Annotated in this window: 14 protein-coding genes; 11 read left to right on the forward strand and 3 right to left on the reverse strand. The window is 75.1% G+C overall.

All coding sequences use genetic code 11. The features are described 5' to 3' along the window. The first annotated feature begins 265 nt into the window (after positions 1-265). The gene (locus AFB00_RS25415; protein WP_083276149.1) at positions 266-1,591 is read left to right on the forward strand and encodes an AI-2E family transporter; all 1,326 of its coding nucleotides are present in this window, start codon (positions 266-268) and stop codon (positions 1,589-1,591) included. Between the two features lie 233 nt (positions 1,592-1,824). Beyond that, positions 1,825-3,453 carry an ATP-binding cassette domain-containing protein gene (locus tag AFB00_RS25420; RefSeq protein ID WP_068799282.1) on the forward strand — a complete coding sequence of 543 codons (1,629 nt, stop codon included), beginning with the start codon at positions 1,825-1,827 and terminating at the stop codon, positions 3,451-3,453. A 6-nt stretch (positions 3,454-3,459) separates the two neighbouring features. Here AFB00_RS25420 and AFB00_RS25425 read toward each other — a convergent pair whose 3' ends face one another. Then, the gene (locus AFB00_RS25425) at positions 3,460-4,104 is read right to left on the reverse strand and encodes a TetR/AcrR family transcriptional regulator (protein WP_068799283.1); all 645 of its coding nucleotides are present in this window, start codon (positions 4,102-4,104) and stop codon (positions 3,460-3,462) included. A 106-nt stretch (positions 4,105-4,210) separates the two neighbouring features. Between AFB00_RS25425 and AFB00_RS25430 the strand changes: the two genes are divergently transcribed. From AFB00_RS25430 to AFB00_RS25470, 9 genes are all read left to right on the forward strand, one after another. Then, on the forward strand, positions 4,211-4,963 hold the full coding sequence (locus tag AFB00_RS25430; RefSeq protein ID WP_068800651.1) for a sulfite exporter TauE/SafE family protein: 753 nt from the start codon (positions 4,211-4,213) through the stop codon (positions 4,961-4,963). A gap of 101 nt (positions 4,964-5,064) precedes the next feature. Then, positions 5,065-5,292, forward strand: coding sequence for a hypothetical protein (locus AFB00_RS25435; protein ID WP_068799284.1), 228 nt, complete (start codon positions 5,065-5,067; stop codon positions 5,290-5,292). 81 nt (positions 5,293-5,373) lie between these two features. After that, entirely contained in the window at positions 5,374-6,516 is a 1,143-nt protein-coding gene (locus tag AFB00_RS25440) for a M20/M25/M40 family metallo-hydrolase (RefSeq protein WP_231974067.1), read from the forward strand. Between the two features lie 55 nt (positions 6,517-6,571). After that, positions 6,572-7,675 (forward strand): AAA family ATPase, encoded by a 1,104-nt coding sequence (locus AFB00_RS25445; protein WP_068799285.1) that lies wholly within the window; start codon positions 6,572-6,574, stop codon positions 7,673-7,675. A 62-nt stretch (positions 7,676-7,737) separates the two neighbouring features. Beyond that, positions 7,738-8,625: a DUF58 domain-containing protein gene (locus AFB00_RS25450; RefSeq protein ID WP_231974493.1), complete on the forward strand. Its 888-nt coding sequence runs from the start codon at positions 7,738-7,740 to the stop codon at positions 8,623-8,625. Continuing rightward, on the forward strand, positions 8,622-9,611 hold the full coding sequence (locus tag AFB00_RS25455) for a VWA domain-containing protein (RefSeq protein WP_068799287.1): 990 nt from the start codon (positions 8,622-8,624) through the stop codon (positions 9,609-9,611). Before AFB00_RS25450 ends, AFB00_RS25455 begins: the two co-directional genes overlap by 4 nt. Before the next feature lie 59 nt (positions 9,612-9,670). Beyond that, entirely contained in the window at positions 9,671-10,381 is a 711-nt protein-coding gene (gene fabG / locus AFB00_RS25460; RefSeq protein ID WP_068799288.1) for a 3-oxoacyl-ACP reductase FabG, read from the forward strand. A gap of 25 nt (positions 10,382-10,406) precedes the next feature. Next, positions 10,407-11,183 (forward strand): enoyl-ACP reductase FabI, encoded by a 777-nt coding sequence (gene fabI / locus AFB00_RS25465; RefSeq protein ID WP_068799289.1) that lies wholly within the window; start codon positions 10,407-10,409, stop codon positions 11,181-11,183. A gap of 44 nt (positions 11,184-11,227) precedes the next feature. Then, positions 11,228-12,286, forward strand: coding sequence for a ferrochelatase (locus AFB00_RS25470; RefSeq protein WP_068799290.1), 1,059 nt, complete (start codon positions 11,228-11,230; stop codon positions 12,284-12,286). Between the two features lie 3 nt (positions 12,287-12,289). Here AFB00_RS25470 and AFB00_RS25475 read toward each other — a convergent pair whose 3' ends face one another. Further along, positions 12,290-12,928 carry a class I SAM-dependent methyltransferase gene (locus tag AFB00_RS25475; protein ID WP_068799291.1) on the reverse strand — a complete coding sequence of 213 codons (639 nt, stop codon included), beginning with the start codon at positions 12,926-12,928 and terminating at the stop codon, positions 12,290-12,292. A 96-nt stretch (positions 12,929-13,024) separates the two neighbouring features. Continuing rightward, positions 13,025-14,236, reverse strand: a complete 1,212-nt coding sequence (locus tag AFB00_RS25480; protein WP_083275820.1) for a tyrosine-type recombinase/integrase — start codon at positions 14,234-14,236, stop codon at positions 13,025-13,027. Positions 14,237-14,272 lie beyond the last annotated feature (36 nt).

A 14,272-nucleotide genomic window follows, 5' to 3' on the forward strand; every position in this document is an offset into this window, starting at 1 on the left:
GCGGATCTCCTCCGGGCGGCACGCGGGATGCGACGGTGTGCGGCGGTCCCGGGCATCCGGGCCGGTGACCACCGATGACGTCGAGGATCCGCCGGTCCGGGCCCCCCGGACAGGGGCGGGAAGGACGCGGTGCGACAACTTCCTGCCAACGTGGCCGGGCGGCGTCACTCACACGTGGCGGACCCGACGTCGTCACCTGCGGGCGGGGGCGTCCGGGCGGCGTTAGTGTGCGCGGCAGCAGCATCGGCACGAAACGGGGATGATCATGGAGTCGCGGTCCCAGCAACCGGCGGTCCGAGAGGGCGGCCGGGTATCCGTGCGCCGGGACCCGGCCGGCGGGTCGGTGCTGAGCCCGGTGCCGGTGGCGACGGTCGCGAGCCGCGGGACGGTCATCGGCAACGGCCTGACCTGGATGGCCGCCTGGAGCCTGCGGATCGCGCTGATCGCCGTCGGTCTGCTCCTCATCGGCTGGCTGATCGGCACGTTCTGGGTCGTCGTGTGGCCGGTCGTGCTGGCCGTGCTCGTCGCGACGGTGCTGCGTCCGCCGGCCGCGTGGCTGATCCGCTACCGGTTCCCGCCGGCGCTGGCATCGATGCTCGTGCTGCTGGTGGCGCTCGGGGCGATCAGCGGGCTGTTCGTGGCGATCGCGCCGTCGGTGGCCGGTCAGACCCAGCAGATCACCAACGGGGTGGTCGCCGCACTCGGCCAGATCCAGCAGTGGATCATCGGCCCGCCGCTGAACCTGGGGGCCGGGCAGGTCGGCGACATCATCAACCAGGTCACCCAGCAGCTCCAGGCGAGTGCGACGTCCATCGCGGGCGGGGTGCTGACCGGTGTGTCGACGGTGGCGTCCGGGCTGGTCTCGCTGGTGCTGGCCCTGGTGCTCACGTTCTTCTTCGTCAAGGACGGCCCGCGTTTCCTGCCATGGCTGACCGCGATCACCGGGCGCTCGGCGGGGCGGCACATCGCCGAGGTGCTGTCCCGGATCTGGGCGGTGCTGGGTGGCTTCATCCGGGTCCAGGCGCTGGTCAGCCTGATCGACGCCGTGTTCATCGGCATCGGGCTGGTCCTGCTGAGCGTTCCGCTCGCCCTGCCGCTGGCGGTCCTCACCTTCATCGGCGGGTTCATCCCCATCGTTGGCGCGTTCGTCGCCGGGGCGCTGGCCGTGCTCATCGCGCTGGTGACCCAGGGCTTCACCACCGCGGTGCTCGTCCTGGTGCTGATCGTGGCGGTCCAGCAGATCGAGGGGAACGTGCTGCAGCCGTTCCTGCAGGGCCAGAGCCTGCAGCTGCACGGTGCCGTCGTCCTGCTCGCCGTCACCGCGGGCGGCTCGCTGTTCAACATCGCGGGCGCGTTCCTCGCGGTGCCGGTCGCGGCGGTCCTCGCGGTCGTGCTGCGCTACCTCGGTGAGCAGATCGACGTGCGGGACCAGCGGTTCGCCGAGGAGGTCGCGGCGGACAGCGAGCCGCCGGACGAACCGGACGTGATCGACGGGGCGGAGGAGACCGTCGCGATCCCGGCGTCCGCCGCCGGTGATCCGGCCCCGCAGGTCCCCGAGCCGGACGGGCCCGCCGGCGCCGCCGAGCGCTGAGCCCACCCGATCCTCCGCACACCGGTCGAACCGCCGCCGCAGCCCTGGGTAGGGTGACAGGTATGGCACGAGGTATCTGGTCGCAGCGGGTGCGCACCGCCGGCTGACGGCGGCGCCCCTTCCTGCTGAACGCGCGTCCGCCGTCCCGGTCCTGCCGGGCGGCCGTCCCGTGCTGCCCGGCTCCACTGCGAGCCGCGGAGCCCTCTTTGATCCACCCCAACCCCGACACCCTGATGTCCGCACCGTCCGCCGAGGGCGGTGCGCACGTCCGCGCCGACCGCGTCTCCCTGACCCGTGGCGGTCGTGCGGTCCTCACCGATCTCACGGTCACCGTCTCGGCCCGGTCCCGGCTCGCCGTCGTCGGCGAGAACGGCCGCGGCAAGACGACGGTGCTGCACGTCCTGGCCGGTCTGGTCCGGCCGGACGCGGGCACCGTCTCCCGCGCCGGATCGATCGCCCTCCTGCGTCAGGACCTGCCCTCGACCGGCGGCACGACCGTCGGGACGCTGACCGGCGGGGTGCTTGCGCCGGCCCGCGCCGCACTGGACGCGCTCGACGAGGCAGCCACGGCGATGGCGGACGACGACGCGGCAGCGGCCGACCGGTACGTCGCCGCCCTGGAGACCGCCACCCGGCTCGACGCCTGGGACGCCGAGCGCCGGGTCGACGTCGCGCTGGAGGCGCTCGGCGCGTGCACCGACCGGGCGCGCGAGCTGGCGACCCTGTCGGTCGGCCAGCGGCACCGGGTGCGGCTGGCCTGCGTGCTCGGTGCCCGGCAGGACATCCTGCTGCTCGACGAGCCCACCAACCATCTCGACGCGGGCGGGCTCGACTTCCTGACCCGGGCCGTGCGCGACCGTCCGGGCGGGGTTGCGGTCGTCAGCCACGACCGGGCCCTGCTGCGCGCGGTCGCCGGCCGCTTCCTCGACCTCGACCCGTCGCGGGACGGGACCGCCCGGCTGCACGCCGGTGGCTACGACGCCTGGCAGCAGGCGCGCCGCCGGGACCGGGAGCGGTGGGAGCACGACGCCGCCGAGCAGCAGGCCGAGCACCGGCGGCTGCACGACGCGGTCTCGGCGGCCCGGGACCGGCTGCGGACCGGGTGGCGCCCGGACAAGGGCACCGGCAAACACCAGCGCCAGTCCCGGGCACCCGGGGTGGTCCGGGCCCTGCACCGCCAGGAGGAGGAGCTCGCGGCGCACCGGCTCGACGTGCCGGTCCCGCCACCGGCGCTGCGCTGGCCGGACCTCCCGGTCCGGCCGGGAGCCGCGCAGGTGCGGGCGTCGGCGGTGACGGTGGCCGGTCGGCTGCCCGGGCCGGTGGATATCGCGCTCGCCGGTGCCGACCGGCTGGTGGTGACCGGCCCGAACGGTGCCGGGAAGTCGACGTTGCTGGCGGTGCTGGCCGGCGAGCTGGAGCCGACCACCGGCACCGTGTGGCGGGCCCCGGGGGCCCGGGTGGCCCGGCTCGCCCAGGAGACCGACACCCCCGAGGACGACCGGGAGCGCACGGCTCACGAGGTCTACGAGCGGCATCTCGGCCGTCTGGTGGCCGGTGACGCCCGACGGCCGGGCCCGGCCGTCGGGCTCGGTGCGCTCGGCCTGCTCGACGCCACGGCCGCCGGCACCCCGGTCGGCCGGTTGTCACAGGGGCAGCGGCGCCGGCTCGATCTCGCGCTCGTGCTGGCCGGCCGGCCCGGCACCCTGCTGCTGGACGAGCCGACGAACCATCTCTCGGCGGTACTGGTCGACGACCTGACGGCCGCCGTCCGCGCGACGGGGGCCGCCGTCGTCGTCGCGACGCACGACCGGCAGCTCCTCGCCGATCTGGCCGACTGGCCGGTGCTCCGGGTGGGCGGCTGACGGGGGCTACAGCGCGGCCTCGACGGCGTCGAGGGTGCGGCGCAGTCCGGTGACGAACAGCGGCTCGGCGGTGCCGGGGCCACCTGCCACGGCACCGCCGAGCAGCCGCGCGAGTACCGGGAGGTCCCCGGCCCGGCCGGAGCGTTCGAGGTCCGCGGCGGTGGGGAGCCGGTCCCCGGCCAGCGCCGCGGCACCCCGGACGTAGCCGTGCACCAGGTGCAGGACCTCCACCGCGGCGTGCAGCGGGTGCCCGCGGTCCAGCACGTGGGCGAGCAACGCCTCGGCCCACGCGCACTCGGCCGGGCCGGCCGTCCGGTCCCCGGCCATCAGCGGCACCGCCCACGGGTGCTCGTCGAGGACGGCGCGCAGCGCGGTCGCCCACCGCTCGCAACCCGGTCGCAGGTCGTACCCGCCGAGCGCGGGCGGGGCGCCGAGCGCGGCGTCGAGCACCAGGTCGACCAGGGCGTCCTTGCCGGGCACGTGGCGGTACAGCGACATCGGTGCGGTGCCCAGTGCCCGCGCCAGGCGGGGCATCGAGAGCGCGGCCAGGCCGGCGTCGTCGGTGATCGCGAGTGCCGTCGCGACGATCGACGCCCGGTCGAGCCGGCGGGCGGGGACGGCGGGCGCGGCCCACCGGACGTCGGCGATCACGAGATGATCATGACACGCGGAGCGTGGGCCGGGTTACGCCCGGGGCGTAAGGCTTACCCGTCACACGCTGCGGACGGCGTTACCGCAGGTACGTAGGGTGCTCGGCATGCAATGGTGGGAGGTCGCGGTCATCGCGCTGGCCGGGCTGTGGGCCGGGCTGATCAACACCGTCGTCGGGTCCGGCACGCTCGTGACGTTCCCGGTGCTCGTCGCGCTCGGCTTCCCGCCGGTCACCGCGACGACCTCGAACGCGATCGGGCTGATCACCGGCTCGATCACCGGCGCGATCGGCTACCGGAAGGAATGGGCCGGCCACGGCCGCCGGCTGGCCCGCTACGGGGTCGCGTCGTTCCTCGGCGCGATCGTCGGCGCCGCGCTGCTGCTGTCGCTCCCGCAGGACGCGTTCGAGACGATCGTCCCGGTGCTGGTCGGGACGTCGGTCCTGCTGGTCGCGGTGCAACCACTGCTCGCCCGGCGGTTGAAGAACCGCGAGCGACCGGACCGGTCGTCCTCACCGGTGGTCTACCTGCTGGTCTTCCTCGTCGGCGTCTACGGCGGCTACTTCACCGCCGCGCAGGGCATCATGCTGGTGGGCGTGCTGGGCCTGCTGGTGGCCGACCCGCTGCAGCGGCTCAACGCCTTCAAGAACACCCTCGCCTCGGTGGTCAACATCGTCGCGGGGGCGATCTACGCGGTCGTGGCGCCGGTGGACTGGGCCGTGGTCGGGATCATCGCGGTGAGCTCGATCGTCGGGGGTCTGCTCGGCGCCCGGATCGGCCGCCGGCTGCCGCCGACGGTGCTCCGCGGCGTCATCGTCGTCATCGGGCTGGCCGCCATCGTCTTCCTGCTCGTCGAGTAGCGACCCGCGCGCGGCGGTGCCGGCGATCGCCGGCTGCGGTCACTGTCGGTGGTCCGTGCTCTGCTGAGCGCGAGCACCACCGGACGAAGGGACACCGCGGCGTGGACGACGACCGGGCGGCCGAGCTGGCGGTCGCGTTCGCGGCACTGGCAGGCCGCGAGATCGGGGCGGTCGAGGCCCGGGTGGTCGTCGCGCGGGCGCACGCGCTGACCCCGGCGCTCGCCAACGCCATCTGGGTCCGGCACCGGCACGCCCCGGACACGGTCTCGCTGCGCGACTACCTGGCGATGACCCTGCGGTTCGTCGAGCGGGACCCACCGGCGGGGTGACGCGGGCCCTCCCGCCGCGCGCCGTCCGCCCCGCCGGGGTCACGATGCCCTCCCGAGATCCACGCCGGCGAGGAGAAGCCCGTGCCGCACGCCCTGCTCGACGCCGCCGAGGCGGCGCTGCCCTCGATGCTCGACGACCTGCGCGGCTACGTCGAGATCGAGACCCCGAGCGACGACCGTGTCGCCCTGGAGAAGGGGCTGACCTGGCTGGACGGCCTGATCGCCGACCGGCTCGGCCCCGCGGCGACGGTGTCCACGACCGACGGCGGCCCCTACGGCGACGCCCGGCTACTGGAGTTCGACGGCTCCGGGGCGGCCCCGGTGCTCCTGCTGGCGCACTACGACACCGTGTGGCCGCTGGGGACGCTGGCCGACATGCCGTTCACCGTCGAGGACGACCGGATCACCGGGCCCGGGGTGTTCGACATGAAGGCCGGCCTGGTGCAGGCGGTGTGGGCGGTACGGATCGCCCGGGAGGCCGGGCTGGACTTGCCGCCGCTGCGGCTGCTGCTCACCGGCGACGAGGAGATCGGGTCCACCGCATCGCGCCCGGTCATCGAGGCGGCAGCCGAGGGCGTCGGCGCGGCACTCGTCTTCGAGGCCGCGGCCCCGGGTGGTGCGGTGAAGACCGCACGCAAGGGCGTCGGGATCTTCCGGGTGGACGTGGCCGGCGTCGAGGCCCACGCCGGGCTCGATCCGGCCGCCGGGGCGAGCGCGGTCGACGAGCTGGCCCGGGTCGTGCTCGCCCTGCACGGCGCGCGTGACCTCGCGGCGGGGACGAGCGTCAACGTCGGCGTCGTCGGCGGCGGGACCCGGTCGAACGTCACCGCCGGACGGGCCTGGGCCGAGGTCGACGTGCGGGTGTCCAGTGCCGCCGAGGCCGGCCGGATCGACGGTGTGCTCCGTTCGCTGGAGCCGGCCTCGCCGCGCGCGTCGGTGCGGGTCACCGGCGAGTGGAACCGCCCGGTGATGACCCGCAGCCCGGCGATCGCCGGGTTGTACGAGCAGGCCGCGGCGGCGGCCGCGACGCTCGGGGTGGACCTCGCCGAGACCGCCGTGGGCGGGGCCAGCGACGCGAACCTCCTCGCCCCGCACGGCGTCCCGGTGCTCGACGGGCTCGGTGCCCTCGGCGACGGCGCGCACGCCCGGCACGAGCACGCGCTGGTCAGCGGCATGGTCCGGCAGACGGCGCTGACCGCGGCGCTGCTGCACCGGCTGGCGTGAGACGGGGCGCGGTCGTTTCACCGGCGTCACACGGCCCGCACGGTGGGATGGGCGGGTGAGCTCGCCCGCGTCACCCGAGACCCCCGCCGATCCCGCCACCCCCAGCACCCCCGCCGCGGAGGCGGAGCGGCTCGAACGCGCGGTGCTCGAGGTGAAACGGGTGATCGTCGGCCAGGACCGGCTCGTCGAGCGGATGCTCGTCGGTCTGCTGGCCCGGGGGCACCTGCTGCTCGAGGGCGTCCCCGGCGTCGCGAAGACCCTCGCGGTCGAGACGTTCGCCCGGGTGGTCGGCGGGAGCTTCTCCCGGCTGCAGTTCACCCCCGACCTCGTCCCCGCGGACATCCTGGGTACCCGGATCTACCGCCAGGGCCGCGAGGAGTTCGACATCGAGCTCGGCCCGGTCGTCGCCAACTTCGTGCTCGCCGACGAGATCAACCGGGCCCCGGCCAAGGTCCAGTCGGCCATGCTCGAGGTGATGGCCGAGCGCAAGCTGTCCCTCGGCGGTCGCGACCACCCGATGCCGGACCCGTTCCTGGTGCTCGCGACGCAGAACCCGATCGAGAACGAGGGCGTCTACCCGCTCCCGGAGGCGCAGCGCGACCGGTTCCTGTTCAAGCTCCTGATCGAGTACCCGGGGGTCGAGGAGGAGCGGGAGATCATCTACCGGATGGGCGCCGTGGTGCCGCAGGCGGCCCAGGTGCTCTCACCCGCCGAGCTGGTCCGGCTGCAGGGGGTCGCGGCGAACGTGTTCGTCCACCACGCCCTGGTCGACTACGTGGTCCGCCTCGTCGTCGCGACCCGGCTGCCCGCCGAGCACGGCCTGTCCGACGTGGCGTCCTGGATCGCCTACGGCGCCTCGCCGCGGGCGTCGCTGGGGATCGTCGCGGCCGCGCGGGCGCTGGCGCTCGTCCGCGGCCGGGACTACGTGCTGCCACAGGACGTCCTGGAGGTCGCCCCGGACGTGCTGCGGCACCGGCTGGTGCTGTCCTACGACGCCGTCGCCGACCAGGTCCCGGTGGACCACATCGTGTCCCGGGTCCTGCAGACGGTGCCGTTGCCGCAGGTCAGTGCCCGGCCCGGCGGGGTACCCGCGCCGGCCGGACCGGCCTGGCCCGGCCCGGACGCGACCGGCTCGGCGCCGCCGAGCGGCCCGGCGTGACCACGGGGGACCCGACGACCGGCCCCGGCGGCTCCCCGGACCCCGACGGCGACACGGGACGGCTGGAGGCGTCGCTGCGGTCGCTGGAACTGACCGTCCGGCGCCGGCTGGACGGGCTGCTGCAGGGCAACCACATCGGCCTGCTGCCCGGCCCCGGCAGCGAGCCGGGGGAGGCCCGGGCCTACCAGCCAGGGGACGACGTCCGCCGGATGGACTGGTCGGTCACCGCCCGCACCACGAGCCCGCACGTCCGCGAGACGGTCGCCGACCGCGAGCTGGAGACCTGGGCCGTCGTCGACCTGTCGCGCAGCCTCGACTTCGGCACCGCGCACACCGACAAGCGGCACCTGGCGCTCGCCGGTCTCACCGCCGTGGCCCAGCTGACCGGTGGTGGCGGGAACCGGATCGGTGCCGTCGTCACCAACGGCGCCGAGACGCTGCGGCTGCCCGCCCGCGGCGGGCTGGCGCACGCCCGCGGCATGGTGCGCCGGGTCGCCACCCTCCGGCCCGCACCGGAGGGGGTGCGCGGTGACCTCACGGCCGCGCTGGACCAGCTGCGCCGCCCGCCGCGGCGGCGCGGACTGGTCGCGGTGATCTCGGACTTCCTCGGCGAGCCGGCCTGGGAGCGTTCGCTGCGAGCGCTGTCCGGGCGGCACGACCTGCTCGCGATCGAGGTCCTCGACCCGCGGGAGCTGGAGCTGCCCGACGTCGGCACCGTCGTGCTCGCCGATCCCGAGACCGGACGCCAGCGCGAGGTCGACACGACGCCGTTGCTGCGCCGGGAGTTCGCCGCCGCCGCGTCCGCGCACCGGGACCGGGTCGCCGACGCGCTGCGCCGCTGCGGTGCGGCGCACCTCACGCTGCGCACCGACCGGGACTGGGTCGCCGACATCGTCCGGTTCGCCGTCGCCCGCAAGCAGGCCTGGTCCGGTGGCGGGAGGACGGCATGACGTTCGCGAGCCCCTGGTGGCTGCTGGGCCTGCTCGCCGTGGCCGGGCTCGTCGGCGGGTACGTGTGGCTGCTGCGCCGGCGCCGTCGCGACGTCGTGCGGTTCACCAACCTCGAACTGCTGGAGACGGTGGTGCCGCGCCGGCAGGGGCGCTGGCGGCACCTTCCGGCCATCGGGCTGATCACCGCGCTCGCGGTGCTGACCGTGGCGCTCGCCGGGCCGCAGGCGATGGCGAAGGTACCGCGCAACCGGGCCACGGTGATGCTGGTGATCGACGTGTCGCTGTCGATGAAGGCGACCGACGTCGCGCCGACCCGGCTGGCCGCGGCCCAGGCGGCCGCCAAGCAGTTCGCCGACCAGCTGACGCCGGGCGTCAACCTGGGGCTGGTCTCCTTCGCCGGGACGGCGGCGGTGCTGGTCTCCCCGACCACCGACCGCAACGCGGTGAAGGCCGGCGTGGACAACCTGCAGCTCGCCGAGTCCACCGCGACCGGCGAGGCGATCTTCACCGCGATGCAGTCGATCGACACGTTCTCCCGCACCCTGCAGGGCGGCCCGGACCAGGAGGGGGTGCCCCCACCGGCGCGGGTCGTGCTGCTGTCCGACGGCACCCAGACCGTGCCCGGTCCGGACGGGGAGAACGAGCCCCGGGGCTCCTTCACCGCGGCCGCCGACGCCCAGCGACGGGGCGTGCCGGTCTCCACGATCTCGTTCGGCACGAGCTACGGCACGATCGAGCTCGACGGCGGGCGGACCCCGGTGGCGGTCGACGACGCGTCGATGGAACGGATCGCGGCGCTCTCGGGCGGGCGGTTCTTCACCGCGGCGACCGAGTCCGAGCTACGGGCCGTGTACTCCGACCTGTCCGAGGAACTCGGCTACGAGGAGCGCGAGGTCGACGCCAGCCGGCCCTGGATGATCGGCGGGTTCCTGCTGCTGATCGGCGGGCTCGGCGCCGGGATCCTGCTGGGGCGGCGCCTGCCGTGACCGACGTCCCGCGGCGGGGGCCGCGGGTACCCGGCGGTAGTGCGTTAGGTTCTGCTCCCGTGGGACGCAGCGTGCTCGTGACCGGAGGAAACCGCGGCATCGGCCTGGCGATCGCGACGGCGTTCGCGGCCCAGGGGGACAAGGTGGCGGTGACCTACCGCTCCGGCAAGGACGACGTGCCCGACGGGCTGCTACCGGTGCACTGCGACGTCACCGACGGCGACTCCGTGGACGCCGCGTTCTCCGAGGTCGAGGCCGCGCACGGCCCGGTCGAGGTGCTGGTCTCCAACGCCGGGATCACCGACGACGGGCTGCTCATGCGCATGTCCGAGGACTCCTTCACCAAGGTCGTCGACGCGAACCTCACCGCCGCCTACCGGGTCGCCAAGCGGGCGTCGCGCGGGATGCTGAAGGCCAAGGCCGGGCGGATGGTGTTCGTCTCCTCGGTGGTCGGCCTGTCCGGGTCCGCGGGCCAGGTCAACTACGCGGCGTCGAAGTCCGGGCTGGTCGGTCTGGCCCGCTCGGTGGCCCGGGAGCTGGGCAGCCGCGGCATCACCGCCAACGTGGTCGCCCCGGGCTTCGTGGACACCGACATGACCCGCGCACTGGGCGACAAGCGCCGCGCGGAGATCCTCGGCACCATCCCCCTGTCGCGCTACGCCGATCCGGCCGAGGTCGCCTCGGTCGTCACCTTCCTCGCCTCGCCGGGCGCCGCGTACGTCACCGGGGCGGTCGTCCCGGTCGACGGCGGTCTCGGCATGGGCCACTAGTTCGCAGAACGCTCGAAAGGACACCATGGGACTGCTCGACGGCAAACGCCTGCTGATCACCGGGGTGATCACGGACGCGTCACTGGCCTTCCACGCCGCCAAGATCGCCCAGGAGCAGGGCGCCGAGGTGGTACTGACCGGGTACGGCCGGATGCGCCTCGTCGAGCGGATCGCGCAGCGGCTGCCGAAGCCCGCGCCCGTCGTGGAGCTGGACGTCTCCGACCAGGGGCAGCTCGACACCCTGGTGGAGCGGATCACCCCGCACCTCGGCGAGGACCCGCGGCTCGACGGCGTGCTGCACTCCATCGGGTTCGCCCCGGCCGGCGCGCTCGGTGAGGGCGCCTTCCTGGGCGCGTCCTGGGAGGACGTCGCCACCACGCTGCAGGTCAGTGCGTACTCGTTCAAGTCCCTCGCGGTGGCGTGCAAGCCGCTGCTGGGACCGGGCGCGTCGGTCGTCGGCATGGACTTCGACAACCGGCAGGCCTGGCCGGCCTACGACTGGATGGGCGTCGCGAAGTCGGCGCTGGAGTCGGTCACCCGCTACCTGGCCCGCGACCTGGGTGCCGACGGCATCCGGGTCAACCTGGTCGCGGCCGGCCCGGTGAAGACGATGGCCGCGAAGTCGATCCCGGGCTTCGCCCGCTTCGAGGACGTGTGGGACAACCGGGCGCCGCTCGGCTGGGACATGAACGACCCGGTGCCGGTCGCGAAGACCGTCTGCGCGGTGCTGTCGGACTGGATGCCGACGACGACCGGCTCGATGGTGATGGCCGACGGCGGGGTGCATGCGGTCGGCGTCTGACGCCGCCCGCGCGCACGCAGGAGCCGGGGTCGATAATCGGACGCGTGCCCGAACAGTCCCGCACCGAACCCGACGCCATCCTGCTGCTCAGCTTCGGCGGCCCCGAGGCCCCCGACGAGGTCCGTCCCTTCCTGGAGAACGTGACCCGGGGCCGCGGGGTGCCGCCGGAGCGGCTGGACGCCGTGGAGGAGCACTACCAGCACTTCGGCGGGGTGTCGCCGATCAACGCCCGCAACCGTGAGCTGGTCGCGGCGATCGCGGCCCGCACCACGCTGCCGGTGTACTTCGGCAACCGGAACTGGCACCCGTACGCCGAGGACACCGTGCGGGAGATGGCCGGGGCCGGCGTCCGGAGCGCGCTGGTGTTCGCCACCAGCGCCTACGGCGGGTACTCCGCCTGCCGGCAGTACCACGAGGACATCGCCAGGGCCCGGGACGCGGTCGGGGACTCCGCCCCGGAGCTGGTCAAGCTGCGGCACTTCCACGACCACCCGGAGTTCGTGCGGGCGAACGCGGACGCCGTGCGCGCCGCGCTGGACCGGCTCCCGGCCGGGCAGGCCGAGCACGCCCGGCTGGTGTTCACCGCGCACTCGATCCCGGACGCGGCCGACGCCGCCGCCGGGGTCCCGGCCGAGGGCGGGCACCGGTACTCCCGGCAGGTCGGTGAGGCCGCCGCGCTGGTCGCGGCCGATCTCGGCGTCGACGACTTCGACGTGGTCTGGCAGTCCCGGTCCGGCCCGCCGCAGGTCCCGTGGCTGGAGCCGGACATCGTCGACCACATCGACGACCTGCACGCGAAGGGTGTGCCGGCGGTCGTCGTCGTGCCGGTGGGGTTCGTGTCCGACCACGTCGAGGTGATCTGGGACCTCGACAACGAGGCGGCGGAGCGGGCCGTCGAGCACGGCATGGGGTTCGCCAGGGCCGCCACGGCCGGACCGGACCCGCGGTTCGCCGACATGGTGCTCGAACTCGTGCGCGAGCACACCGGCGGCGCGATCGCCCGGCGGCTCGGGACGGTCCCGGCCGCCGGGTGCACGCGGGACGGCGCCCCGTGCGCCGTCGACTGCTGCCTGCCGCAGCGCCGTCCGGCCCGGCCGAGCTGAGCCTCAGCCGCGCACGATCCGGGCCAGGTGCGCGGGTACGTCGACCCGGGTGCCCACGGGCTCGTGGTACGACTCGCTCTGCGCGGCGGTGACGATCCCGCGGTAGGTCGTGGGCCGCACCGACTCGACCGTCCAATCGGGCTCGGCGAACGCGACCCCGATGGCGGACTCGTCGATCACCGGGCCGAACTCGGTGTCCGAGCCGGTGGTGGCCAGGTCCAGCAGGTGCACGGTCCCGCCGCGGCGGACGACACCGGCCAGCGCCCGGGCGTACCGGGCCTGGCCGGCGGGGTCGAACACGTGGAACAGGGCGCTGTCCAGCACGGTGTCGGCCGGTCCCAGGCCGGCCGGGTCCAGCAGGTCGGCGACGGTGAACCGGGCGTCGACCCCGGACGCGGCGGCCACCGCCCCGGCCCGCTGCACCGCGGCCGGGGAGCCGTCCACCCCGAGCACGTCGACGCCGCGGGCGGCGAGCAGCACCGTGTGCTCGCCGGTGCCGCAGCCGACGTCGAGCACGGTACCGGTGAACGCCCCCGCGTCGGCGAGGGCGATCACCGCGGGCTGCGGCTCACCGATCACCCAGGGCGGTTCACCGTCGCGGTAGGCCTGGTCGAACCGGGAGACCGGGATGCTGATGTCCATGCTCGTCCTCCTCCGTCGCGGACCGACCCGACCAGCGTCCGGGCTGGAGTTGACTCGAGGTCAAGAGAGATCCGGCCGTGATGTGACACACAGCACTCAGTCGTGCGCACCGGCCGGATCGCCGTCGGTCACCAGACCGGTGACCAGGTCGGCCGCGCTCCCGGCCCGGCTGCGCAGCGAGCGGTCGTAGTGCCGGGTGGTGGCGATGCTGGCGTGCCCGACGTCGGCCTGCACGTGCTGGATCGGGGCACCGGCCTCCAGGGCCAGGGTGACGTAGGCGTGGCGCAGGGTGTGCGGGTGCACCCGCTCGGCGACGTCGGCGAGCGCCGGACCGGCCTGCCGCGCGATCCGGCGCAGCAGGTGGTGCAGGTCGTGGCGGGAGCAGCGGCCGCCGTCACGGGTCGCCAGCAGCGGGGACCGCCGGGCCCCGGTGCCGCGGGCGGGCAGCGGGTCGCCGTACTCGCGGTCGCGCAGCAGCAGGTAGCCGGTGAGGGCGTCCATCGTGGCGGCACCGGGGAAGACCTCGCGCACGGCGCCGCCCTTGCCGAGCACCCGCAGCGCCCGCTCCCCGCCGGTCACGATCAGGTCGTCGCGGTCGAGCCCGGTGATCTCGGAGATCCGCAGGCCGAGGCAGAGCAACGCGACGAAGGCGACCGCGCGGGCCGCGTACAGCTCGCGGTGCCGGGTGCGGTTGGGCAGGGCGGCCGCGGCCGTCCACAGCTCACGGACCTGGGCGGCGGTGAGCCGGATCGTCGGCGACGGGTCGCGGGAGGTCCCGGCGAGCCCCAGCCGTCCGCGGTGCAGCGCGGCCGGGTTGCCGTCGACGATCCCCTCCTCGGCGAGGAACGCGTAGAACGCCGACACCGTGGACAGCATCCGGGCCCGGGTGCGGGTGCCGGCGCCCGCAGAGTCCAGGGCGTGCAGCCACGTCGTGACCAGCGTGCCGGTCGCGGCCCGCGGGTCCACCGGGACCCGGGCGCACCAGCGGAAGTAGGCGAGGTGGTGCAGCCGGCCGCGCCGGGCCGGCGGCGGTGTCCGGACCGGCGCGGGGCGCTGCGGCGGTGCCGTGCCGGTGACGGCGTCGGCCCACTCGGGCGGCAGCCCGAGCGCGTAGGCGTAGGTGCGGCGGGTCTGTGCCGTCCCGTACCCGGCGAGCCAGCGGGCGACGAGCGCGCGCAGCGCCGCGGGATCCTCGACGCCGGGCCAGTCGGTGTCGTCGTGCGGGCCGGGCGGCCCCACGTCCGGCCGGCCGGGCAGCCCGGACAGGACGGAGAGTGCGGCGTGCGCGGGCGGGACGGGACCGGTCATCGGGGTCGATCGTGCCGCACGTCGGGACTCCGCCGC

Origin of the sequence: Pseudonocardia sp. HH130630-07, assembly GCF_001698125.1 — a bacterium.
Classification (GTDB): Bacteria; Actinomycetota; Actinomycetes; order Mycobacteriales; family Pseudonocardiaceae; genus Pseudonocardia.